Origin of the sequence: Periweissella ghanensis, assembly GCF_918814755.1 — a bacterium.
GTDB classification, from domain to species: Bacteria; Bacillota; Bacilli; order Lactobacillales; family Lactobacillaceae; genus Periweissella; species Periweissella ghanensis.
The window spans coordinates 106,830-129,801 of record NZ_CAKKNT010000001.1 but is presented as its reverse complement, the minus strand read 5'-3'; the positions used below and the strand labels follow the sequence as shown (position 1 = coordinate 129,801).

Below are 22,972 nucleotides of genomic sequence, written 5' to 3'. Positions count from 1 at the left end.
AAATTTTTTTGTAAAAACCCAGTAATTTTACAATGAAATTAAAAATTAGATAGTAAATCCGAAAATTATTGTGTAAGATAAAGTTCGTGACAAAATTTAAGAAAGAACAGGTACGTTGTATTGGATAAAAAGGTTTTGCCCGTGATTGAGTTTAAAAATGTTGGATTGTCATTTGACAATAATGAAATTTTGAAGAATGTTAGCTTTGAAATTGAAGCAGGTCAGTTTTATACCTTGTTGGGTCCTTCAGGATCCGGTAAATCAACGATTTTAAACTTAATTTCCGGTCAATTATCTGCTGATGCAGGTGAAATATTGTTTGATGGAAAAGTTATTAATAATATTCCAGCTGAGAGTCGGAGAGTGAATACAGTTTTTCAAAACTACGCTCTTTTTCCAAATATGACCGTTTTTGATAATGTTGCTTTTGGTCCTAAATTAAAGAAGATGCCAAAGGACAAAATCAAAGCGAAGGTGCGTGAAATGCTTGCGCTAGTGAAACTAGAAGCATTTGAAAATCGCGCAATTCAGGAATTGTCAGGAGGTCAAAAACAGCGCGTTGCAATCGCCCGCGCTCTTGCTAATGAACCTGACGTTCTTTTACTTGACGAACCTTTATCTGCTCTTGATTACAAGCTCCGTAAACAAATGCAATCAGAACTCCGCGCAATTCAAAAGCGGTTAGGGATTACATTTATTTTTGTGACGCACGATCAAGAAGAAGCACTAGCGATGTCTGATTGGATTTTCATCATGAATGATGGCAAAATTCAACAAAATGGGACACCGGTTGATATTTACGATGAACCAATTAATCACTTTGTTGCTGATTTTATTGGTGAAAGTAATATCGTTAATGGGGTCATGAAACAAGATTACCTCGTTAGCTTTGTCAATAAAGATTTTGAAAACCTTGATGCTGGGATGAAACCAAATGAACCGGTTGAAGTTGTATTACGACCAGAAGATTTGGATTTAGTACCCGTGGAACAAGGTAAATTAATTGTGACAATTGCTGATCAATCATTCCGGGGTGATTTCTATGAAATTACGGCAATTGATGATGATCAAAATGAATGGAAAGTTCAAGCAACCAACCCAAGTACTGTTGGGGCCCGCGTTGGCTTGGACTTTGGCCCAGAAGATATCCACGTAATGCGTTTCAATGAATCTGAAGATGATTTTGACGCCCGGATTGAAAGTTACGAGGGTGAATAATGAAGGATAATACACGTGCAAAGGCGTTCTTTGCCATTCCATATATTAGTTGGCTAGCAGTTTTTGTGATTGTACCGATTGCATTGTTGGTTTATCAAAGTTTAACCAATGCACAAGGTAACTTAACGCTAGCTAATTTCCATGAATTTATTACCTCAGATGTTTACTTACCAATGGCCTTTAACTCCGTATTTTATGCGTTGATTATTACCGCAATTACGTTTGTGATTAGTTTTCCCGCCGCGTATGTTTTAAGTCGGCTAAAGCATCGTCAATTATGGTTAATGTTAATTATTTTGCCAACGTGGATTAATGTGTTATTGAAAACGTATGCTTTTTTGGGGCTACTTAGTAAGAGTGGCTTGATTAATCAATTGTTCGCAACCTTAGGCTTTGGTACTCATAATTTGTTATTTAACCATGTTAGCTTTATTTTTGTGGCCGTATATTTGGAATTACCATTTATGCTATTACCAATCTATAACTCAATTAATGAAATCGATCCTGATATTTTGAAAGCAAGTCGCGATCTTGGTGCTAAGCCGGTTAATACGTTAACGCAATTAGTATTTCCTTTGTCAATTAATGGGATTAAATCAGGGATTCAAGCCGTTTTCATTCCTAGTTTGAGCTTATTTATGTTAACGACCTTAATTGGTGGTAACAAAGTCATGACGCTTGGATCAGCAATTGAGTTACACTTTATTGTGACGCAAAATTGGCACATGGGATCAACCATCGCGATTGTCTTAATTTTTGCAATGGCGGTGACAATGTACTTTACACGGGAACGAGGTAAGCGCAAATAATGCAAAAAAATTATTAGGAAATAGTTACTTGTTACTCGTAATGATTCTGCTGTATATTCCAATTATCTTTTTAGTAGTGTACTCATTTAATGGTGGCACGATTATGAGTGGTTGGGGTGGCTTTTCTTTTGTCCACTATCAAGAACTTTTTGCGGATACACGGTTATTGAAAATTTTGTTAGATACGTTTATTCTAGCAATTTCTTCTGCAACCATTGCGGCCTTTATTGGAACAGTGGGAGCGTTATTTTTAGATAGTCTCCAAAATAAAAAGACATTAAACACGTTTTTGTCATTAAATAATGTGTTATTGGTGTCACCAGATGTCACGATTGGGGTTAGTTTTTTAATCCTATTTACGATTTTAGGTTTCTCATTAGGGTTTGTGAGTGTCTTAATTTCACATATCGCCTTTTCAATTCCAATCGTATTATTGATGGTCTTACCACGATTACGGGAAATGGATAATACGCTAGTCATGGCCGCCCGTGATTTAGGGGCTAAACGCGGAACAATTCTTTCACAAATTGTGATTCCTGAAATCTGGCCAAGTATTATGGCTGGGTTCTTGTTAGCTTTGACATACTCATTAGATGATTTTGCGGTAACTTTTTTTGTGACCGGGAACGGCTTTAGTACGTTGTCAGTCGAAATTTATTCACGTGCCCGACAAGGGGTTAGTCTTGAAATTAATGCTTTATCGGCTTTAATGTTTGCTGTTTCGTTGTTATTGGTTTTTGCGTACTACTTGTACACTACCTATACTGATAAAAAAGCACGGTTAACGAAGTAGGAAAGGGGCGAATAAAGATGAAAAAAATTGTTCCATTCGTATCAATGATGATTGTGGTCTTAGTTGTACTGGTCCTTGGCCAAAATTGGTTGGCACAAATTAATAAACCACCGATTAAAGCCGCCAATACTAATCAAGTTTTGAACATTTATAACTGGGGTGATTACATTGATCCGGCGTTATTAGCTAAGTTCACCAAAGAAACGGGTTATCAAGTTAACTACGATACTTTTGATTCTAATCAAGCATTGGAAACAAAAGTTAAACAAGGTGGGACACACTATGATGTGATTTTCCCAAGTGAATACCTCGTTAGTAAGATGACACAAGAAGGTTTATTAGCTAAGTTAGATTATTCAAAAATTCATGGCTTTGATAATTTATCAAAACATTTGTTAAATCAAAAGTATGATCCTCATAATGAACACTCATTACCATATTTTTGGGGGACAACCGGAATTATGTATAATGACCAAGTTTTTCATGCGAGTCAATTGGATTCATGGGGGAAATTATGGAATCCCATCTTCAAAGATCAATTATTATTAATTGATGGTCCACGGGAAATGTTACAACCAGCGATGCAAGCGCTCGGCTATTCATTGAATACCGAAAACCAAGCCGAAATTAAGCAAATTTTTAATAAATTTGTCGCCTTGGGCCCTAACATTCGCGGAATTGTGACCGATGAAAAGAAACAATTAATGATTAATGGTGATGCGAATATTTCCGTTACTTATAACGGGGATGCCCAGGTGGTTATTGATGCAAATCCACATGTTAAATTTTTAATTCCTAAAGAAGGTGGTCCAATCTGGACTGATAACATGGCCATTCCTAAAAATGCTAATAATAAAAAAGCGGCCTATGCGTTTATTAACTTTATGTTGAATCCTAAAAATGCCGCTCAAAATGCGGAATATGTGGCATATAGTTCACCAAACCAAGCTGCTTTAAAATATTTACCAAAAAGTATTACCCATAACCCAGTATTATACCCACCAATGAGTGAGTTAAAAAATGCACAACACTACAACAACCAACCACTACGTTACTTCAATGAATATAACGAAGTATATTTAGAAGCAAAAACTAAAGTATCTTTAGATGGGGGTCTCAAATGACAACTAAATATTTAAAATCACAGTACATTTTTGATGTTGAAACACAAACGACTTTTGCGGGTGTCGTGGTAATTAAAGATCAACAGATTGCAGCTATTTTGGATGAAGTACCAAGTGATGCCGTAGCAAGTGAGATTATTTATTACACTGACCAAATGATTATTCCTGGTTTTGTTGATCCGCATCAACATTTAAACAAAGCATCATTGTTTAATGCCGGTATTATGAATTATATTAGTGGGGCATCAGTAGCTGAAGTTACGACTAAATTAGCGCAAGTGCAAGCATATCATGGTTGGAAGGTGGCTTCAGGATTTTATCCAAGCGAGTTTGGTAATGTACCAACGCCAACTAAAGCCGATATTGATGTGGTTGAACCACATAATCCAGCCGTCCTTTTATCCGGTGATGGTCATACGGCATGGTTAAACTCAGCTGCGTTAGCACATGTCCATGTTGATGACGCCGATGTGCAACAATTTGGTGGTACGGCCTACAAAGACGGCGCCGAATTTACGGGTTTCTTTGAGGAAGGTATTGCCGTGCACGTTGTTGCCCAAGTTTTTGCGGCGATGCAGATTGAACGGCCCCAACTCTATTTAGATTATGTAAAATACATGAATTCAATGGGGATTACAGGATTAGCTGATATGGCAAGTACCGGGGCTTCAGATGATGATTTTGTCTATGAAGATGTCCATGCGGCGATTGCTGATGAAGTGACGGCCCGCGTTAGTATTTTCCCAGCTATGCAAATGCACCATACGCGGATTAACAAGATTGGTAAAATGTTTGCTGATAATCAACGAATTATTCTTGGTGGTGGGAAACAATTTTACGATGGCGTTACGAGCACCCAAACAGCTTATTTAAAAGCCCCTTATCCGGGTTCTGATACGCATTGTGGTGAACCATTATTACCTAATGAAGTGTTACATGATTTAATTTTTAAAGCCAACCAAATTGGGTTGCCCATTCGGGTCCATGCCATTGGTGATCAAGCCGTGCAAAATACGTTGATTTACTTTGCCGCTGCTAATGCTAAATATCCATTACCAGCTGGAAAAGTTAATACAATTGAGCATTTAGAAGTCTTTGATCCAAGTGATATTGATTTGATCCGTGATACTAAGGCAATTGTTTCAGTTCAACCAAGTCACGCTCTGATTGAATATGATACTTTGGATGCTGAAGTTGGGCCTGAACGGAGTAAGGATATGTTTCCAACGAAAGATTTCTTGGATGCTGGTGCAACCCTTGCTTTTGGAACTGATGCCCCAGTAGTCCTTGATACAACACCGTTACAATCGATTTTCTTTGCAACAACGCGGCGCACATTAGCGAACCAAGCTGATGATAGCTTCCGACCTGAACAAGCCATTGATATTGCTAGCGCGTTAGTAGCCCATACGTTAAATGCAGCTCGTGCAATTCAACGTAATGATATTGGTGCCATTAAGGTTGGTAATTACGCTGATTTAGCGGTCTTAGATACTAATATTTTAGCTATTGAGCCGACTGATTTACTAAAAGTTAAGGTAACTGCAACATTCTTTAATGGAGAATTAGTGTTTAATAATTAGATTAAATGTAAAAAGTGATACAAAAGCTTATTAAAACTTTTGTATCACTTTTTTGATAGAATGAAGTATCTTTTCTTGTAAGGAGCTTGTGTAATGATAACTTGGTACCTAAAAAGTAACAAAATATTTGATAGTACAACGGCAACCACTTTTGCGGGCATAATCCAGATTACGGATGAACGAATTACCGCCATTTATCACGATAGCGAGGTTTCGTTGCCAGCTAATGCCCACCTAATTGATTATGGTGAGCAGTTAGTTTTACCGGGGTTTATTGATGCTCATCAACATATTTATTTGTCGGCATTAGTCTATGCGCAAATTTTACATTACGTCAGTGGAGTTACGCCCGCCACTGTGGCACAAAAAGTTGCTCAAGTTCCCAAGTATCAGGGGTGGAAATTAGCATTAGGCTTCTATGCCAGTGATTTTCCTAATCAACAAACACCAACTAGTGCCGATTTAGACCGACTTGATGCCATTACACCGACGATGGTCATTGCCGGAGATGCACATTCGGTCTGGTTAAACACGGCAGCGATGGCCACACTTAATTTGCCCCAATTGGTAGCTAGTAATTATGGTGGCCGAGCGGTACAAGATGATCAAGGGTACACGGGTTTCTTTGAAGAAGGCATCGCGATTGCCATTATTGCCCAAATTTTAACGCAAATTTGTCCACCAACCACTCGCTTGTATTTAGCCTATGCCCACCACTTAAATACGATGGGGATTACCGGGGTTGCGGATTTGGCACTATCAGGTTCCGCCCCCGATGATTTGATTTATCCTACTGTCTACCAACAACTTACCAAGACTAGTACAGTCCGTACGTCGATTTATCCGGCAATGCGGCCTGATATTACCCGCGTAACCCAAATTAGCCAGCTTTTTGCGCATGAAGACCGGATTCAATTTGGGGGTGTTAAGCAGTTTTATGATGGTGTGACGAGTACGCAAACAGCATATTTAAAAGCACCGTACCCTGATAGTACGAAACATGGTGGGCCGTTATTGCCGGATAAATTACTCCATGAGTTGATTTTAACGGCCAATCAGCATGGCTGGCCCATTCGGGTGCATACAATTGGTGATGAAGCGGTTTGGCAAACTTTAACGGCCTTTGCTCAAGCTAATCAAAAGTTCCCGTTACCAAACGATTACGTTAACTCGCTTGAGCACCTTGAATTAATTGACCGCTTGGATTTAGGGTTGATTGGTGCCACCAAAGCCATCTTATCGGTCCAACCGAGCCATGCGTTAATTGGTTATGATACATTAGATTTAGAAGTGGGGCCTGAGCGCGTTAAGAATATATTTTTATTTAAGGATTTTATCGAGGCTGGGGCCACGTTGGCTTTTGGCACCGATTCACCAATCGTGATTGATAATACACCGTTAGAAACGTTATTTTATGCCACCACGCGCCGCACGCTTGCTAACAAGCCCCAAGATGCCTTCCGACCGGATCAAGCATTATCGGTGGCCACAGCGATTCTTGCCCACACCAAGAACGCCGCTCAAGCAATTGGGCGCCATGATATTGGAATGATTGCGTTGGGTAACTTGGCGGATTTAGTGGTGTTAGATACAGATATTTTAGGCATTCCGGCGCCTGATTTATTAAATGTCAAAGTACAGACCACCATTTTTAATGGTCAAAGGGTATTTACGAATAATAAATAGTTAATTTTTAGCATAGGATTGAGCTTAATTTGGAGCTCACAGTATTTTTTGCTATAATAGATGCTCAGATAAGAATTAAGCTTTTACTTGCAATAAGGGGTATACTAAACTTATTAAAAGTATCAGTGTAAAATATTAATTAATAATGTATTTAACTATTTAAGTACGCTGGAGGAATTATATGCAACCAAAGGGCGTAATTCGCGGAATTTACTACTGTATTATTTTAACGTTGCTAGCTTTTGATATTTTATGTGCGTTGTGGTTAGGCTTAAACGTCCTAACGGCAACTGGGGGTGTCCCAATCACAATGGCAAGCTTTGATGAACAAGTATTTGTATACGTCGGGGTCGCCTTACTAGCATGTCTTGTTTTGCAATTTTTATTTGCTTGCTTAGATGTCGATGTTTTTGTTGGTGTTTTATTGACCATTATTTCAGTGGCCTTAATTGCCTTTGGTGCCTACACATGGCCAATTGATCAATCAGCCTTTACGATTTGTGGCGCGCCAACGGTGTTATTTTTCTTGTTAACAACCCATGTCTTGAAAAAAGGTCGCTAACATTACCAATTGCTTAAAGCTAAAAAAGCAAATCTTAACGGATTTGCTTTTTTTTGCGTTAACCGCTAGTAACTTGTGTCAGTATACCTAACAAGATTTCACTGCAGTAATCGGTAAGACCGGCAAAAAGGGGAATTTAATCCGTTGGAGGTGACTTTACCTACTTAAAGTCGGATATGATTATGCTATAATATTAGAAAATGTGCTTACATAAGGAGACGCAGCTATTTTGAAAGAGAAGATATTCAAGATTGAGAATGCTGAACAACAAGTTGGTTTATTAGGCGCCCAAGATAGTTTTTTATTGTTATTAGAAGAAGGTATCGGCGTTAAACTCCGGGCCTTTGGTGATGAAATTAAAATTAACGGTGAGGATGAACCAGTTGAGACGACGTATGATATCTTACGCCAGTTAGCCCATCTGATTAAGACAGGTGTTAAGATTAATGCGACTGACGTTGTGAGTGCCATTAAAATGGCCGAACGCGGGACGTTGGAATATTTCCAAGACCTCTACTCAGAAACTTTGATTCGAGATGCCAAGGGTCGCCCAGTGCGGGTGAAAAACTTTGGACAACGTCAATATATTCAAGCAATTCGGAATAATGATATTACGTTTGGGATTGGCCCCGCCGGAACCGGGAAAACCTATTTAGCGGTTGTGATGGCAGTTAGTGCTTTAAAACGCGGGGATGTTGAACGGATTATCATTACTCGGCCAGCCGTTGAAGCCGGTGAATCATTAGGATTCTTACCCGGGGATTTAAAAGAAAAGGTTGATCCATACTTACGGCCGATTTATGATGCCTTACACGCAATTTTAGGTAAAGAGCATACCGAACGTTTAATGGATCGTGGGACGATTGAAATCGCCCCATTAGCCTACATGCGGGGTCGGACGTTAGATAACGCCTTTGTGATTTTAGATGAAGCCCAAAATACGACCACGATGCAAATGAAGATGTTCTTAACACGATTAGGTTTTGGGGCTAAAATGCTAATTAATGGTGATATTTCACAAATTGATTTACCTCGTGGGGCTAAATCAGGTTTAAAGCAAGCCCAAGCAGTGCTCCAAAACGTCCGGCGCATTGAGTTTGTTGAATTTGCAGCCGCTGATGTCGTGCGCCACCCCGTCGTTGGTTTAATTATCAACGCCTATGATAAGTATGAAACAGAAAGTACAGGAAATAATTAATGGATTTAGCATTAATCGATAACACTCAAGAGCATGTTAGTGATGCTCACCAAAAACTCGTCCATGACGTGTTAATGTTTGCCGGTGACTACATTAAGCTACCAACCGATACGGAAATGTCAGTAACCTTTATGAACAATCCGGAAATTCAAAAATACAACCTCGAGTATCGGGGAGTTGATAAACCAACCGATGTCATCAGTTTTGCGATTGAAGAAGATGATGAAGATGAATTTGCCTTAATCATGGATGAAGAAATGACGGCTGATTTAGGGCATAATATTGGTGATATCTTAATTTCAATGGATAAAGTTGCTGAACAAGCGGCCTTTTTGGGTCACAGTTTTGAACGTGAATTGGGCTTTTTAGCGGTCCATGGTTTCTTACACCTTAATGGTTATGATCACATGGAAGCTGATGAAGAACAAGAGATGTTCACCTTGCAAAAGGAGATTTTAGATGCCTTTGGACTCGCGCGATAAACAGCCAACCTCAGTGCAACCACAAATTGACAAGAACCATAGTTTTCGTCAATCCCTTGGCCATGCTGCCGGTGGGGTTTGGTTGGTCATTAAAAAAGAACGTAATATGCGCTTTCATTTACTGACAGCTGCTATTGTGATTGGCCTGGGATTATGGTTTGGTATCGGGCGTTCAGATTGGTTGTGGATTGCTGTGGCAATTTTTTCAGTCATTACAGCAGAATTTTTAAATACCATTGTTGAATCAATTGTTGATTTAGTTGTCGGAAAAAGTTATCATAGATTAGCTAAGACTGCCAAAGATGTGGCAGCTGCAAGTACCTTGGTTGCTGCCGTTTTTGCGGTCGTAATTGGGTTAATCATTTTTGAACCATATATTTGGTTTATGTTGTCAACACACTAGAAGATGTCCGGAATTAACCGGGGATGAAAAAGAGGGAATAATGAGCGGAAAAGAATTTAAATCTGGGTTCGTAGCAATCGTTGGGCGACCAAACGTTGGTAAATCAACTTTACTTAACCACATTGTTGGTGAAAAAGTCGCCATCATGTCAAATAAGGCACAAACAACGCGTAACAAGATTCAAGGAATTTACACGACTGATGACGAACAAATCGTCTTCATTGACACGCCAGGAATTCACAAACCCCACAATAGTTTGGGTGATTTCATGGTTAAGTCAGCTTTATCAGCATTACACGAAGCCGATGCCATTTGGTTTGTTGTTAACGCCGATGAAGAACGTGGTCGGGGAGATGACTTCATTATTGAACGCTTAAAAGAAGTGTCTGGGACACCAATTTACTTAGTGATTAACAAGATTGATTTGGTGCACCCAAATGACTTGTTGCCAATTATGGAAAGTTACCGCGAAGCCTTGGATTGGAATGAAATTTTCCCAATCTCAGCGCGTTCTGGTGCTAACGTGCCGGAATTACTTGAGACAGTTGCTAAAGAATTGACAGCGGGTCCGCAATACTTCCCAGCTGATCAAATTACAGATCACCCAGAACGTTTCGTGATTGGTGAATTAATCCGTGAAAAGATTTTGCAATTAACAAGTCAAGAAGTTCCGCACTCCGTGGCCGTGGTGATTGAAAAGATTGAACGGGAAACGGAACAAAAAGTTCAAATTCAAGCAACAATTGTAGTGGAACGTCCGGGTCAAAAGAGTATTATTATCGGAAAACAAGGTGCCGTTATTAAGCAAGTTGGGATCCGTGCACGTAAAGATATCGAACGGTTACTAGGAGATCGGGTTAACTTACAATTGTGGGTTAAAGTTGAAGATCGCTGGTTGGATAAACCACAAGCACTTCAATCATACGGTTACTCAGAAGAGGACTACTAATATTAATACTAAAATTCCACTTGATAATTGTATCAGGTGGAATTTTTCGTGTGAAATGAGTGTTATGTTCAATAATGTTAAATAATGTTCAGTTTTATGAAAAAATTATATTTAAATTTGCAGAAAATTATCAATAAGCATTGATATATAAATAGTTTATCAAGTATAATGAATAAGTTTTTAAATAATATATTATTAAGTAAGAAGAGAGCAAAATGATTAAAATTTTTAGTGGTACCGATATAGAAGCGATTGTAAAAGAAATAGATGAATGGATGATTGCTAACAACGCATCATTTTATGGTTCACGGGCAATTCGTAAACGTGATTTACCAGATGGTAGTTTTGAGTTTACGGTTAACGTTAAGTTATAGTTTTTTTTGTGCGTATAAGTATAAGTTTTATGTAATTGATGAAGAATTAAAATATTATATATAGAACCAATCTAGATGAACCTGTAATTCAATAAAAGTAATTAATGAATTGTAAGACGAATTTAAAGTCTTTTTTCATTAATTGAGTTATTATATAGTATGTTACCTGAGGGGGTTGTTCAAGCAGAAATGCTAAATGATCAAGGTAAATATTAATTTGTCATATTATTAGTAAATTAAATCAGAAAAATACTTAATAAACATTTTTTGTATTATGGGTGTAAAATACCTGAAATATGATTGTTTAATTTATCTGATATAAATACTATATAGACAAAGATAAAGAGATAGCGGTATTAAGTTACATTTAGTTAAAGCGGAGCGCTTAGTTTAACGATATGTAACTGATATTGAAATCGCAACAAAAGAATTTGTGGGGGAATTACAATGGATTGGTTTTTAAATTTAGACGCAGAAACACAATTGTTTATCAAAAATTTTATGGTCTCATCAGGATCGCTAAAACGCTTAGCTGAGATTTACGGGGTGAGTTATCCAACTGTGCGTTTACGGTTAAATCAAGTGATTTATCGTATTCAAATGTTAGATGAACAAAATACACCATCGTTTGAAGCAAAAGTGATGCACATGGTGGAAGATAATCGTTTGACGTTGGAAACAGCTAAACAAATTATTGAAGACTATAAAGACGAATTTGCAGATATCAAATAATATTATTGTAAAAACAAAGAACACACTCGTGTTCTTTGTTTTTTTTAGTTTAAGGGATGTAAATAGCATTTCAGGGACCGGCTTTAAAATGCTATACTTGAGAACATATCATATTTAAGAGTAAAAAGGGGAATTGGTATTGTATGTTGAGATTTAATGATGACAACCGGTACCATTGGCGGACGTTTTGGTTTAGTTTAGTAATTATTATCGGGTTTGCATGCGCTACATTTGGGGCAGTGTTTTTACGAGGCAAAACTTTAATTTCTAATAGTGACGCGGTTAATCAGCATATTCAAGTTTTTGGACAACTCCATGCGTATTTAATGACGTTTATTCAGCATCCAACTACTTTTGGGACTTGGGATTGGACGTTGAGTAACGGAACCGATTGGTTTAATGCCTTTAGTTATTATATTTTAGGTGATCCATTGGCGTATTTGATGATCTTTTTTGACCACCAACATACGCTGCTTGGTTATCAAGTAATTATCTTATTACGCTATATTTTAGCTGGGTTAGCGGTTGGGTATAGTGCAACTAAATTTGGGATTCCGCGACAATGGCTCGGGTTAACAATTGTGACCTATTTGGCAAGTATGTTTGGGATATACGGTGTTACTAATCAGTCATTGTTTCTCAATGCGTTTATCTATTTACCGTTACTAATTGTCGCTGTTGAACGTTTCTTTGCTAATCGGCGGTATGTGAGCTTAGTTTTATTAGTTGGCTTAGCGGTGGCGAGTAACTTTTATTGGGGGTTAATCCTCGCTGAAATGTTGGCAATTTATGCCTTGGTCACATATAGCTATAATTATCGGCAAGCACAGTGGTGGCGCGATTGGACACCATTAGTGCTATATGTAGTCCTAGGGATTGCCTTGGCGAGTGTCGTATTATGGCCAACCGTGATTTATTTAACTGCTTCACCGCGCAGTGGCTCAGGGATCGCTCAATTGTTTAGTTTGTACCCATGGGAATATTATTTAAAATTATTGACGTTACCATTTGGGGTTCAAGGTGTGGTTGAGCCAAGTTCATTTTGGTTGCAAGGTTCGGCAGCTGCCATTAATACGCTAGGTTTTTTCTGGATTATCGCTAATCGCCGTGAAAATAAAATGGCGTTTACGTTTTTAATGATAATTATTGGGTTACTGCTTTTTCCAGCCGCGGCAGTATTATTAACGATTGGTAATACACCGACGAATCGTTGGATGTTTTGTTATTACTTAATGACGGCTTTTTCCGGGGTGCATTTATTAATGCAACGCAACCAGTTGCCATTACTAATGAAGCGCAAGTTAAGTGGGATGATCACCTTAACGTGGCTCGGATATTTAGCCTTAAGCAAAATTAATCAAGTTAACAATTGGCAGTTATTAATGTATAGTATCACGTTAGCAGTAATGGTCAGCTATTTATGGGTAAAACCAGGGACAAAATGGTTCACAACATATTTGTTACGGTGGGCCGTGTTAGCTAGTATTACATTAACCGTTTTAGGGCAATTTAATACGCGCTTAGGCCATCGTGATAATTTCAATTTATTAACGGCTAACCAAGTCAACGAGTTAATCGATACACCAACAAGTTTTAATGCCCAGTATAGTAGGGCATTAACGGCGCGAACGGAATATACTAATGGGATTCAAACGCCTAGCCAGCAGTCTTTTATTAACAGCTTTTTGACGCCGGCCCACGCAACCGGATTGTACTTATCAACGGTCTCACCAGCAATGATTGATGTCAGTGATCAATTAGCGATTGCTAGTGGCCGGACCGTTAATCCCTTGCGGAATTTAGATAATCGCTTCTTACTAACGGAATATTTTGGTGCTAATCAATTAGTGGGTTCTAAAATGACTAAATTAGCGGCGCTACCACATTTACAAAAACAAGCGAGTGATGCCCAACATGTTAACTTCTATCACAATCCATTGGCTTTTCCAATTATCTGGACAGCGTTAGGCGCATATTCTGAGGATCAATATTTGGCGGCTAATCCGGTTGAAAAAGAAAGTTTATTTGGGTCTGGCATGGTCGCTGTCCCAAAGGTTACGACCGTGAAGCCACAATTAAATAGCTTACATGAAGCCCACCATCTGGGAGTTCGCTTATCGCGGTATATTGATAAGAAACAAGTGCTTAAAGGGGCAAAACAGAATCAGGTGCAGTTACGCGGCCATCATGTGACGTATATTAATAACAATCCTGGGGCTAGTATGGTTTTAAAGCTTAAACCAACGTTACCGGGTGGCGAAATTTTAGTATATTTATCAGATATTAAGTTTCAAGCGGCCACGGCCCATGATTTACGCCAACAAGGGGTGCAATTGACCCATCGGATGGCCCAACGGTTAACTTTAAATCGTTTAGATGGTTTTAGTTTGAATGTTCGTGGTGGTAATCGGATTGTTAATTTTAGTCAAGAATCAACGGCGTCGGGAGCATTTTATCAATTACGTAGGGCGGGGGTCTTAAACTTTGGGATTACGCAACGCGTGCCCCATAGTTTAACATTTAATTTTGATCAACCTGGTAAATACACATTTAATGTGCAAGTCTATTCACAAGCTAGTAATGCACAAGTTATGCAACGCTTACAGACGGTTAAACAACATGGACTACAAGCAATTAAACTTAATTACCGTGGTTTAAGTGGTCAATATACTAGTGCAAAGCCAACGTGGTTAGGATCAAATATTCCGTATTCAACTGGCTGGCATGCCAAAGTTAATGGTCAACCCGTGGCAGTGAACCGGATTAATGGTGGCTTTGTTGGCCTTAAAGTGCCGGCCGGTCAAAGCCAAAAAGTAGTGTTACAGTATCAAACGCCGGGTTTAAAACTGGGACTAGTACTTTCTATTAGCGCATGGTTAATTTTCTTGGGAATGTTAATTTGGAATCGTCGTCGCCATTTTGAGAGTTAATTTACGGATTCTTTACGTAATTTATCTTGATTATTACTTAATATTTTTTAAAATAAAATTTGTAGTTTTATTTTAATTTGTGCTATAGTTGTATTTATCGAAAGACTTTAGAGAAGAGGTATGTATGATACGAAAGATTATTCACCATCCGGAAGCCAGCGGATTAGCGGTAATGGCAACGATGGTATTTTGCATGTCAAATTACAATTTAGTATGGCGTTATGGATTTGGCAATCACCACTTTCAGCACGAAGCAGTGATTTACCCAATTGCCTTGACATTGGTATTTTTAACAAAGAAGTTTATCTCAGGACCAATTGTAGGGCACTTACATAAACGCTCACAATGGTTGAGCCAACAACCACGCCACATTAGTTTTCCATTTTTAGTTATTTCATGCAACACCTTAATTGTGATTGCTGTAACAACCTTAGTGTTTAAAAACTATGTGCCATCACATTATTTGTTTGATTACTTACGCAATTGGATTCGGGCCTTTGTGGTCGCAATTCCAGTATTCTTTTTTATTGTACGCCCATTGGTAACCCGCTTTATGAAGTGGCTCCAATCTAAAGTGGCTGCACCAATGCTTGAAGAAATGTAAAAATAACGAGCTGTGATCGCAGGCGTGGCTGACGGAACGGACTACTAATATATTCAAAATACACCAATAAACCCCTTGAAGTGCTTGCTTCAAGGGGTTTATTTAGTGTATTTCTCGATAGCACCCGCTTTTTGTTACATGCTTTTTTTGAGGTCAAAATGACCTTTACGGTTTTGTTACTTTAAGTAAGCTTGACATTTAGGGGCGGCGGACTATAATTTAATATGTCGTTTAGATATATTAAATTAAGGAGGGGGTATGTACGAATTAATTATTTTAGGTGTTTTGACGAGTGGGGATAAGTCGGGGTATGCCTTACGCAATATTTTAGAAAATATTTTTACCACGCGCCGCAAAGTTTCTAGTGGGGTCTTATATCCACGCTTAGATGAATTTGCCAAGTGTGGTTGGATTACATTGTATGAAAATCCCCAAGACCCACGCTCGGCCCGCTTTGCACATTTAACCGAGCAGGGGGCCCAACACTTTCGTAAATTAATGGAGCAACCGGTCGCGTACGATTCCAAACGCGAAGAGTTATTGCATTTTAAATGTCGTTTCTTAGGTTCGGTTAGTGTGCCGGTGCGTAAACAAATTCTGTTGGAATATCAAACTTATTTAACCACTGACATTAACGCCTATCAGGCATTAGCACTACATATGGATGAACATATTCAGCGTGATGACGGCCAACGAGAGAAGTACCACTATGTGTTAGCAGGTACGGAACTTGACTTGACGCTTGCCCAAACTAAATTAGCTTGGGTAGAACAACAATTAACCACGCTTAAAGGAGAATAACAATGGAAGAAAAACCATACCAGAAATGGTTAGCCCTCGCGGCTTTATCAATTGGGGTCTTTATGGGACTTTTGGATGTGACGGTCGTTAATGTGGCCTTGCCCACGATGCAAAAGTCATTTAATGAGCCGTTTAATAACTTACAATGGGTGCTAAGCTCATACACAATTGTCTTTGCCGTGATGATCTTGATTTTATCAAAACTCGGTGATATGTATGGCCGCAAGAAGATTTTCTTAGCTAGTATTATTTTATTTATTATTGCTTCCGCCGCTAATGGCTTAGCCCCAACTTTATTAGCCCTTGATATTAGTCGTGCGGTCCAAGCAATTGGGGGTGCCGGGATGATGTCATTGTCAATGGCGTTAGTTGCGTCTAACTTTGATGGTGCTAAGCGTGGGATTGCCCTTGGAATTGTGGGGTCAGTAATTGGCTTATCATCAGCTTCAGGCCCCCTTGTTGGTGGTTTATTGGTTGAAAAATTCGGTTGGCAATCAATTTTTTACATTAATGTGCCAGTTGGCATTATCGCGGTCATTATGACGTTCTTGTTTGTCAAGGAAACGCCAAGTTACGGTAAGGACCAACGCGTGGATCTTCTTGGAATGCTCTTATCAGCAGCAACATTATTTTGTGCTATTTTTGGTTTGATTCAAAAAGAAGATAATGTCCACATGGCTTGGACCAATCCCCACATTGGTGGCTGGTTATTAGCTGCCATTATTTTATTAGCTATTTTTATTACGGTTGAAATGAAGCTCCAACACCCAATGATGAACTTACGGATGTTCAAACAACGGAACTTTGTTGGGGCGGTGATTGTGGCCTTTGCATTAGGGGCGGGGGTCTATTCAATGAATACCTTTATTACCATCTTGATGCAAAATTACATTGGTTGGTCGGCCTTTGATACAGGAATTCGGCAACTGGCAATTTCCGTATGGTCATTAGTTTTGGGGCCAATTACTGGGATTTTAGGTCAAAAATACTCGCGTAAAGGTTTAGTTGCCGGTGGGTTAGTCTTAGTGGGAATCGGATTTGTCCTTTTAATTAACGGCTTGTCATTAACGACTGGTTACCCACAAATCTTGCCAATGATGATTTTGATGGGGATTGGGAATGCGATTGTTAACCCATTGTTAAATACGGTTGGTCTTGATGGGGTTCCATTGCCAGAAATGGGGATGGCCTCAGGCTTATTGAACGTCTTTCGGCAATTTGGGGTTTCATTTGGGATTGTAATTTTAGGGTTGGTACAAGCGAATGCATATGAAAATCAATTAGCCGGTAAGTTACCAAATACCGATGTGCCCAAAGAAGTCCTTAGCCATCTACAATCAGCATTGGTTGAAGCCGGTCCATTTGGGGGCCATGCGATTGCTTTTAGTCAACGAATTGCCCAAATTTCGGGGGCTAAACAGTTCCAAGTGGCCGTGGTGGAATCATATAATCGTGGCTTAGCAACTACGCTAATGACGGGAACAATTATTGTTTTGTTAGGAGCGTTAGGGGCATTGACTTTATTAAAACGTAATGAACGTAAATAAAACTCAAATTTATATTTAAATTTAAAGTCGATGAGCTACACTAGCTTGTCGGCTATTTTTTTACCGCACTTTGCGGATTGCAATCATGTTAAATCTTTGTTATCGAAGTAATAACAAAGATTACCATTGGATTAAAAGCGACTGCATTACTTGCAAAAGGCCATTACTCTCGGTATCTTTAAGGAGATGAAGGTGTAAATTATAAATAAAAATCGTCACTAAATAAGAATATAAAAATAAACAAGGGGGACACTATGAGGGGGACAACGACTGCGCCGAATTTTGGTATTTTTTATAATGATACCGCCGGCAGTCAAATTGCAGCCAACCAAGCTGCAACCGTTAAAGCACGTTTAATGGCGGTAGGTTATACGTGTCAATTATTAACTGCCGATAGTGCATTAGCGGCACGAACATTATTAGCGCAGCGCTTAGAGCAATTTGATGGCTTAGTCGTGGTTGGCGGTGATGGCACGCTCAATACCGCGATGACCGCGATGTTTGAGAGTGGCTGTTTTGTACCATTAGGGCTCGTTCCAAGTGGTCGTGAGAATTTATTTGCTAAACGGTGGCAAATTGCAAAGGATGTGGAAAAAGCCTGTCAAATCATTATTAGCGGCCGACTTAAAAGAGTGAATGCGAGTGTGATTAATCATCAGTATGTTTGCCATACGACGTTGACGATTGGGACTGATCCGACAGCAACCTGTCATGAATTAGAACAAGAAATACCATTTCGCGGTTGGAAACAATTACGTTGGTGGCTTAATTATTTAAAACACTCACCTAAATTTAGTTTAAACTATCAGTTTGGGAATGAAGCTGCGCAACCAATCACGACACGGATTTTTAAAGTTAATCCGTATGTAATTTCCAAAGGGGCAAAGTATCATGAGCAGCGTGAAAGTAATTTTACGGTGCGGTATTTAAATAGCCAACCGTTAGTGCAAATGTGGGCGGTGTCACGGATGATGATGACCCATTCGTTAGCCAATGGTATTAGTCATGCCCAGGCGCAAACCCAGTTAAACGTGACGACGAAGAGTGATGTTGATATGGTTAAGGTGATGTTAGATGGCAATATTAGACCGCAATTACCGTTGGAAATGAATATCGTGCGCGATATGTATGAAGTATTTTTACCAAGTGGTAATTTTATTTGATAAGGGTGTTTTAAGCCAGCTTGTGGCTAAAGTGGATAAATACCTTGATAATCCAGCAAAAAAGCGCTGAGCTCCTGCTCAGCGCTTTTTTACTATCGAAATTATAGATCTTGTTGGAAATCTTTTGCGGTATATAATTTAAATACTTTCGTGAAAAGAAAATTAGCAATAAAAGCAGCAATGGCAGGAATCACAAACCAAGCAAGTAAACCAATAATAGGACTAATGGTATGACTCATGAAGATCTTATCAGCTGGATCCATTACGATGGATTGGATTGGCGAAACCATCCCAATCCAACCGAAACCGGCCGTCGTTGGGGTACCTTCAATGCCAAAAATCGCTACCGGCAAGCTGGCAATCGCAGCACTTAACATAAATGCTAACATAGTAACGGGCTTTTTAAAGATTGATGGCATCATCCCTTTCATCGCCCCTAAGAAAATTGCTACTGTTACACCAGGTTTGTTAACCTTTAATGAATTGATGATAAGTACAATCGTTGTGGCAACCACCCCCATAGCAGCAGCTCCAGAACCAAGACCGGCAAGGCCAATTGCAAGCGAAACTCCCACCGTTGAAACAGGTGTGATAATGATAACTGAGTAAGCCATTGCAATTAGCATGGCCATTGGGACTGGTGCCAATTTGGTAAATGTTTCAACAGCATTTCCAATTGCAGCGGTTACTTGAGCAACATAAGGAGCAATTTCAAGGCCTACGAGGCCAACTAAGCTACCGACTAAAATAGGACTTAAAATGATGGCTACTGAACCAAAACCTTTAAGGTATTTAGCAACTAACCAAGTTACAAAAACAGCAAGCCCAGCGACAATCATTGCATTGATAACATCACCGGCACCACCAGCCACATAAATCACTGACTTTGGAATCCAAGGAGTGTTAGTGATTGGGTTGATGGCATGGGCGCCAGCCGTTGTCCATTTGATTGAACCAGACGCAGCCGCCGTTGCAATGGCCACGACCCCGGCATCAAGGGATTTCATTTTAAATTGCATTGCCACAGCCATCCCGATTAAGAATGGAATTAAGATGGTAAACAAGTTTAGAATTGCACTAAGGTCTTGACCAAAACTGGTTGTCATTAAACCTGAGTATTTCAAAATATATTTCATGACAGCGCTTGGAAGAACCCCGATTAGAATCCCTTGGGCAGAACCAGAAAGGACTTTAAAGAAGAAATCTTTAATGTGTAATTCAGTGGTGCCATCAAAAACTTGTGGTGCAATCTCTTGTGCCTTACGAGCATATTCTTGGTTACGAACATCTTGTGATTCTTTACTAAACCATTTTTTGCCTTGTGCTTTAATCATATTCTCTTTTTCCTCTAAATGAAATTAATGCCGTTATCTAAAAATTGCTGAACTAATACAAGGGTGGGTGGAATTAGTATTCAACAACTGTTTCTGGGGTTTGACCCGCTGCAAAGGCTACAGCCGCGTCAAATGATTGGTGGACCATTTCTTCAACGGCTTTAGTTGTGTAAAAGGCAGTGTGTGGGGTAACTAAAACGTTTGGTCGCGCAATCAAATCAGCAATCTTAGCATCAGGGAATTCCTTACCTGACCAGTCTTCATTGAACAAACCAACTTCGTTTTCGTAAACGTCCATGGCAAAATCACTGATCTTACCGCTATCTAAACTAGCAATAACGGCATCGATATCAACTAAGTTACCACGTGAGCAGTTAACGATGATGACACCATCTTTCATCTTAGCAATTGAGTCTGCGTTAATCATGTGATGGTTAGCCGCCACACCAGGAACATATAAGCTAATTACGTCGGCTTGGGCGTACAATTCGTCAAGGGTGTCAACATATAAACCTTCGGCTGCTAATTGGGCATTTTGGTATGGATCAAAAGCAATTACTTTGGCGCCAAACCCTTTAAGGATGTTAATGGAAACTTGACCAATGTGGCCAGTACCGATAACCCCAACGGTTTGCATCCGCATTTCACGACCAATTGTTGGGGCCCAACGTAAATCGTGGTTAGCAATCTTAGCATCAAGTGGCTTAGTACGACGGAGTAACCGGCTCATTTGAATGATTGAGTGTTCAGCAATCGCGTTAGGTGAGTAAACTGGGACGTTTGAGATTTTGAAACCAAATTCACGCGCGGCATCAAAATCAATGTTGTCAGTCCCGACATTTCGAAGTGAAAGGCTCTTAACGCCACCGGCAGCCAAGGCTTCAAGACTGGCGCGCGTGTAGTCCAATTGTTGGTAAACAACGGCCCCATCAGCCCCATTAGCAAGTTCAGCAGTTTCAGGAGTTAATAATTCTCCAGTGAAATCAACTTCGATTTCAGGATGAGCAGCTTCCCATGCTTGTAAAGCTGGTTTTTCATCATCGCGGATTCCGTAAGCAAAAATTTTAGTCATGATATATATATCTCCTCAGGTATTTGTTTGTTATTACACAAGTTATTATACATGATAATTACATGTTTTCCACTATTTTTTCTGTATTTTGTGAAGTTTTTATCAATGTAAGTACTCAAAAGTTTGATTATGTGATTATTTTAACAATAATTTTTAACTAAAACCTTTGCTATAACTGACTTTACAACACGAGCGCTAATAATTATTAAATGTTATAAAGAAGATTAAGGATTGCTAAAAAAATTTGCCAACCAGGGTTTTAAAGGAGTATATTACTTGGTATAAACATTCACTATACGTTTAATCATCTATAAATTATAGTTGTAAAAAACTACAAAGTTAACTTGATGAACGTGTGATAAAGTTTGGTTAAAGTAAGGAGAAGCGACAGATGCTGGAAAAACAAGTTTTAAAGAAACTCTTAGCAAGTGCTTTTGATGTCCCGGTTATGGTGACATATTGGGACGGCACATCAGAAAATTATGGTGAAGGGTTACCTGCTATTCATATTAAATTGAATACAAAACTTAATATGAAGGATCTAACCAAAACTCCGACACTCGTCCTTGCCGAAGCGTACATGAATAAAGACATCGAAATCGAAGGTAGTATTCAAGAATTAATTACCTCTGCTTATCGTAAGCATGACAGTTTCTTAACTAATCAAGATGGCTTTAAGGGCCTTTTGAGTAAGTTTGTCCACTCACACGGCGAAAAAGAATCAAAAGCTGATATCCATTCACACTACGATATTGGGAATGACTTCTATGAAAAGTGGCTTGATAGCACAATGACTTATTCATGTGCCTACTGGATTCGTGAAGACATGACGCTTGAAGAAGCACAAATGGCCAAAGTTCACCATATTCTTGATAAGCTTGATTCAAAACCAGGTCAATCATTATTGGATATTGGTTGTGGTTGGGGAACGCTAATTATTACCGCCGCTCAAGAATACGGTTTGAAATCAACTGGGGTAACTTTGTCTGAAGAACAATATGCATTTGTGGTTAACCGCATTAAAGAACTTCATTTGGAAGAATTAGTTACAGTTAAGTTAGTTGATTATCGTGAACTAGGTGATATGACCTTTGATTTTGTAACGTCAGTCGGGATGTTTGAACACGTTGGTAAAGAAAATCTTGGCCTCTACTTTAAGAAGGTCAATGAATACTTGAAGCCCCGTGGTCGCGCATTAATCCATGGTATTACCGGTCAACACGAAGGTGCCGGTGTCGATCCATTTATCGCAAAATACATCTTCCCAGGTGGCTACATTCCAAACGTAGCAGAAAATATGCAACATATCATGAATGCCCAATTGCAATTGGACGATTTAGAACCATTACGTCGCCACTATCAACGGACTCTTGAAGAATGGTACAAAAACTACATGCCCGTCTTTGATGAAACGGTGGCAGCATATGGGGAACCATTTGCCCGTATGTGGGATTTATACTTACAAGGGTGTGCCGCTTCATTTGAAAGTGGTAACATCGATGTAATCCAATTCTTAATGACTAAAGGCCCTTCAGGTACCAACTTACCAATGAGCCGTTCGTACATTTATAAGAACGAAAAGTAATACATCTATTATTATTTTAGCAA

The 22,972-nt window shown here is 39.2% G+C and carries 21 protein-coding genes; 19 read left to right on the top strand and 2 right to left on the bottom strand.

What is annotated here, in order from left to right; all coding sequences use genetic code 11:
• The first annotated feature begins 120 nt into the window (after positions 1 to 120).
• The 18 genes from LQZ76_RS00630 to LQZ76_RS00545 all read left to right on the top strand — a co-directional run bounded on the left by LQZ76_RS00630 (position 121) and on the right by LQZ76_RS00545 (position 18,958).
• On the top strand, positions 121 to 1,218 hold the full coding sequence (locus LQZ76_RS00630; protein WP_230097843.1) for an ABC transporter ATP-binding protein: 1,098 nt from the start codon (positions 121 to 123) through the stop codon (positions 1,216 to 1,218).
• Complete coding sequence (locus LQZ76_RS00625; RefSeq protein ID WP_230097842.1) at positions 1,218 to 2,027, top strand: ABC transporter permease; 810 nt, start codon at positions 1,218 to 1,220, stop codon at positions 2,025 to 2,027. Before LQZ76_RS00630 ends, LQZ76_RS00625 begins: the two co-directional genes overlap by 1 nt.
• Before the next feature lie 40 nt (positions 2,028 to 2,067).
• Complete coding sequence (locus tag LQZ76_RS00620; protein WP_230097841.1) at positions 2,068 to 2,820, top strand: ABC transporter permease; 753 nt, start codon at positions 2,068 to 2,070, stop codon at positions 2,818 to 2,820.
• A 17-nt stretch (positions 2,821 to 2,837) separates the two neighbouring features.
• A complete protein-coding gene (locus LQZ76_RS00615; protein ID WP_230097840.1) occupies positions 2,838 to 3,944 on the top strand; it encodes an ABC transporter substrate-binding protein in 1,107 nt (368 codons plus the stop codon).
• The gene (locus LQZ76_RS00610) at positions 3,941 to 5,527 is read left to right on the top strand and encodes an amidohydrolase (RefSeq protein WP_230097839.1); all 1,587 of its coding nucleotides are present in this window, start codon (positions 3,941 to 3,943) and stop codon (positions 5,525 to 5,527) included. Before LQZ76_RS00615 ends, LQZ76_RS00610 begins: the two co-directional genes overlap by 4 nt.
• A gap of 93 nt (positions 5,528 to 5,620) precedes the next feature.
• The gene (locus LQZ76_RS00605) at positions 5,621 to 7,213 is read left to right on the top strand and encodes an amidohydrolase (RefSeq protein ID WP_230097838.1); all 1,593 of its coding nucleotides are present in this window, start codon (positions 5,621 to 5,623) and stop codon (positions 7,211 to 7,213) included.
• Positions 7,214 to 7,394: 181 nt separating this feature from the next.
• On the top strand, positions 7,395 to 7,775 hold the full coding sequence (locus tag LQZ76_RS00600) for a hypothetical protein (protein ID WP_230097837.1): 381 nt from the start codon (positions 7,395 to 7,397) through the stop codon (positions 7,773 to 7,775).
• Positions 7,776 to 8,004: 229 nt separating this feature from the next.
• Positions 8,005 to 8,973 carry a PhoH family protein gene (locus tag LQZ76_RS00595; protein ID WP_230097836.1) on the top strand — a complete coding sequence of 323 codons (969 nt, stop codon included), beginning with the start codon at positions 8,005 to 8,007 and terminating at the stop codon, positions 8,971 to 8,973.
• Positions 8,973 to 9,455: an rRNA maturation RNase YbeY gene (gene ybeY / locus LQZ76_RS00590; protein ID WP_230097835.1), complete on the top strand. Its 483-nt coding sequence runs from the start codon at positions 8,973 to 8,975 to the stop codon at positions 9,453 to 9,455. The genes LQZ76_RS00595 and ybeY overlap by 1 nt, the downstream gene beginning before the upstream one ends.
• The gene (locus LQZ76_RS00585) at positions 9,433 to 9,858 is read left to right on the top strand and encodes a diacylglycerol kinase family protein (RefSeq protein ID WP_230097834.1); all 426 of its coding nucleotides are present in this window, start codon (positions 9,433 to 9,435) and stop codon (positions 9,856 to 9,858) included. The genes ybeY and LQZ76_RS00585 overlap by 23 nt, the downstream gene beginning before the upstream one ends.
• A gap of 40 nt (positions 9,859 to 9,898) precedes the next feature.
• Positions 9,899 to 10,807 (top strand): GTPase Era, encoded by a 909-nt coding sequence (era, locus tag LQZ76_RS00580; protein ID WP_230097833.1) that lies wholly within the window; start codon positions 9,899 to 9,901, stop codon positions 10,805 to 10,807.
• Positions 10,808 to 11,022: 215 nt separating this feature from the next.
• Positions 11,023 to 11,181, top strand: coding sequence for a hypothetical protein (locus tag LQZ76_RS00575; RefSeq protein WP_230097832.1), 159 nt, complete (start codon positions 11,023 to 11,025; stop codon positions 11,179 to 11,181).
• 447 nt (positions 11,182 to 11,628) lie between these two features.
• A complete protein-coding gene (locus tag LQZ76_RS00570) occupies positions 11,629 to 11,913 on the top strand; it encodes a DUF2089 family protein (RefSeq protein ID WP_230097831.1) in 285 nt (94 codons plus the stop codon).
• Between the two features lie 143 nt (positions 11,914 to 12,056).
• The gene (locus LQZ76_RS00565) at positions 12,057 to 14,843 is read left to right on the top strand and encodes a YfhO family protein (protein WP_230097830.1); all 2,787 of its coding nucleotides are present in this window, start codon (positions 12,057 to 12,059) and stop codon (positions 14,841 to 14,843) included.
• 124 nt (positions 14,844 to 14,967) lie between these two features.
• Positions 14,968 to 15,447, top strand: a complete 480-nt coding sequence (locus tag LQZ76_RS00560) for a DUF2798 domain-containing protein (RefSeq protein WP_230097829.1) — start codon at positions 14,968 to 14,970, stop codon at positions 15,445 to 15,447.
• 258 nt (positions 15,448 to 15,705) lie between these two features.
• Complete coding sequence (locus LQZ76_RS00555) at positions 15,706 to 16,248, top strand: PadR family transcriptional regulator (protein WP_230097828.1); 543 nt, start codon at positions 15,706 to 15,708, stop codon at positions 16,246 to 16,248.
• Between the two features lie 2 nt (positions 16,249 to 16,250).
• Positions 16,251 to 17,795: an MFS transporter gene (locus tag LQZ76_RS00550; protein WP_230097827.1), complete on the top strand. Its 1,545-nt coding sequence runs from the start codon at positions 16,251 to 16,253 to the stop codon at positions 17,793 to 17,795.
• Between the two features lie 254 nt (positions 17,796 to 18,049).
• Positions 18,050 to 18,958 (top strand): diacylglycerol/lipid kinase family protein, encoded by a 909-nt coding sequence (locus LQZ76_RS00545; protein ID WP_230097826.1) that lies wholly within the window; start codon positions 18,050 to 18,052, stop codon positions 18,956 to 18,958.
• A gap of 101 nt (positions 18,959 to 19,059) precedes the next feature.
• On the opposite strand, the gene LQZ76_RS00540 is transcribed toward LQZ76_RS00545, so the two are convergent.
• Together LQZ76_RS00540 and LQZ76_RS00535 are read right to left on the bottom strand one after the other, a co-directional pair.
• The gene (locus LQZ76_RS00540) at positions 19,060 to 20,292 is read right to left on the bottom strand and encodes a PTS sugar transporter subunit IIC (protein ID WP_230097825.1); all 1,233 of its coding nucleotides are present in this window, start codon (positions 20,290 to 20,292) and stop codon (positions 19,060 to 19,062) included.
• Positions 20,293 to 20,365: 73 nt separating this feature from the next.
• Positions 20,366 to 21,364, bottom strand: coding sequence for a D-2-hydroxyacid dehydrogenase (locus LQZ76_RS00535; protein WP_230097824.1), 999 nt, complete (start codon positions 21,362 to 21,364; stop codon positions 20,366 to 20,368).
• A 391-nt stretch (positions 21,365 to 21,755) separates the two neighbouring features.
• Here LQZ76_RS00535 and LQZ76_RS00530 point away from each other — a divergent pair, with 391 nt between their 5' ends.
• A complete protein-coding gene (locus LQZ76_RS00530; RefSeq protein ID WP_230097823.1) occupies positions 21,756 to 22,949 on the top strand; it encodes an SAM-dependent methyltransferase in 1,194 nt (397 codons plus the stop codon).
• Positions 22,950 to 22,972: the final 23 nt, after the last annotated feature.

Excerpts from the sequence above, each read along its gene's own strand:
- LQZ76_RS00625 (WP_230097842.1), top strand. The coding sequence starts at position 1,218 with ATGAAGGATAATACACGTGCAAAGGCGTTCTTTGCCATTCCATATATT.
- LQZ76_RS00620 (WP_230097841.1), top strand. The coding sequence starts at position 2,068 with ATGATTCTGCTGTATATTCCAATTATCTTTTTAGTAGTGTACTCATTT.
- LQZ76_RS00615 (WP_230097840.1), top strand. The coding sequence starts at position 2,838 with ATGAAAAAAATTGTTCCATTCGTATCAATGATGATTGTGGTCTTAGTT.
- LQZ76_RS00610 (WP_230097839.1), top strand. The coding sequence starts at position 3,941 with ATGACAACTAAATATTTAAAATCACAGTACATTTTTGATGTTGAAACA.
- LQZ76_RS00605 (WP_230097838.1), top strand. The coding sequence starts at position 5,621 with ATGATAACTTGGTACCTAAAAAGTAACAAAATATTTGATAGTACAACG.
- LQZ76_RS00600 (WP_230097837.1), top strand. The coding sequence starts at position 7,395 with ATGCAACCAAAGGGCGTAATTCGCGGAATTTACTACTGTATTATTTTA.
- ybeY (WP_230097835.1), top strand. The coding sequence starts at position 8,973 with ATGGATTTAGCATTAATCGATAACACTCAAGAGCATGTTAGTGATGCT.
- LQZ76_RS00585 (WP_230097834.1), top strand. The coding sequence starts at position 9,433 with ATGCCTTTGGACTCGCGCGATAAACAGCCAACCTCAGTGCAACCACAA.
- era (WP_230097833.1), top strand. The coding sequence starts at position 9,899 with ATGAGCGGAAAAGAATTTAAATCTGGGTTCGTAGCAATCGTTGGGCGA.
- LQZ76_RS00575 (WP_230097832.1), top strand. The coding sequence starts at position 11,023 with ATGATTAAAATTTTTAGTGGTACCGATATAGAAGCGATTGTAAAAGAA.
- LQZ76_RS00570 (WP_230097831.1), top strand. The coding sequence starts at position 11,629 with ATGGATTGGTTTTTAAATTTAGACGCAGAAACACAATTGTTTATCAAA.
- LQZ76_RS00565 (WP_230097830.1), top strand. The coding sequence starts at position 12,057 with ATGTTGAGATTTAATGATGACAACCGGTACCATTGGCGGACGTTTTGG.
- LQZ76_RS00560 (WP_230097829.1), top strand. The coding sequence starts at position 14,968 with ATGATACGAAAGATTATTCACCATCCGGAAGCCAGCGGATTAGCGGTA.
- LQZ76_RS00555 (WP_230097828.1), top strand. The coding sequence starts at position 15,706 with ATGTACGAATTAATTATTTTAGGTGTTTTGACGAGTGGGGATAAGTCG.
- LQZ76_RS00550 (WP_230097827.1), top strand. The coding sequence starts at position 16,251 with ATGGAAGAAAAACCATACCAGAAATGGTTAGCCCTCGCGGCTTTATCA.
- LQZ76_RS00545 (WP_230097826.1), top strand. The coding sequence starts at position 18,050 with ATGAGGGGGACAACGACTGCGCCGAATTTTGGTATTTTTTATAATGAT.
- LQZ76_RS00540 (WP_230097825.1), bottom strand. The coding sequence starts at position 20,292 with ATGATTAAAGCACAAGGCAAAAAATGGTTTAGTAAAGAATCACAAGAT.
- LQZ76_RS00535 (WP_230097824.1), bottom strand. The coding sequence starts at position 21,364 with ATGACTAAAATTTTTGCTTACGGAATCCGCGATGATGAAAAACCAGCT.
- LQZ76_RS00530 (WP_230097823.1), top strand. The coding sequence starts at position 21,756 with ATGCTGGAAAAACAAGTTTTAAAGAAACTCTTAGCAAGTGCTTTTGAT.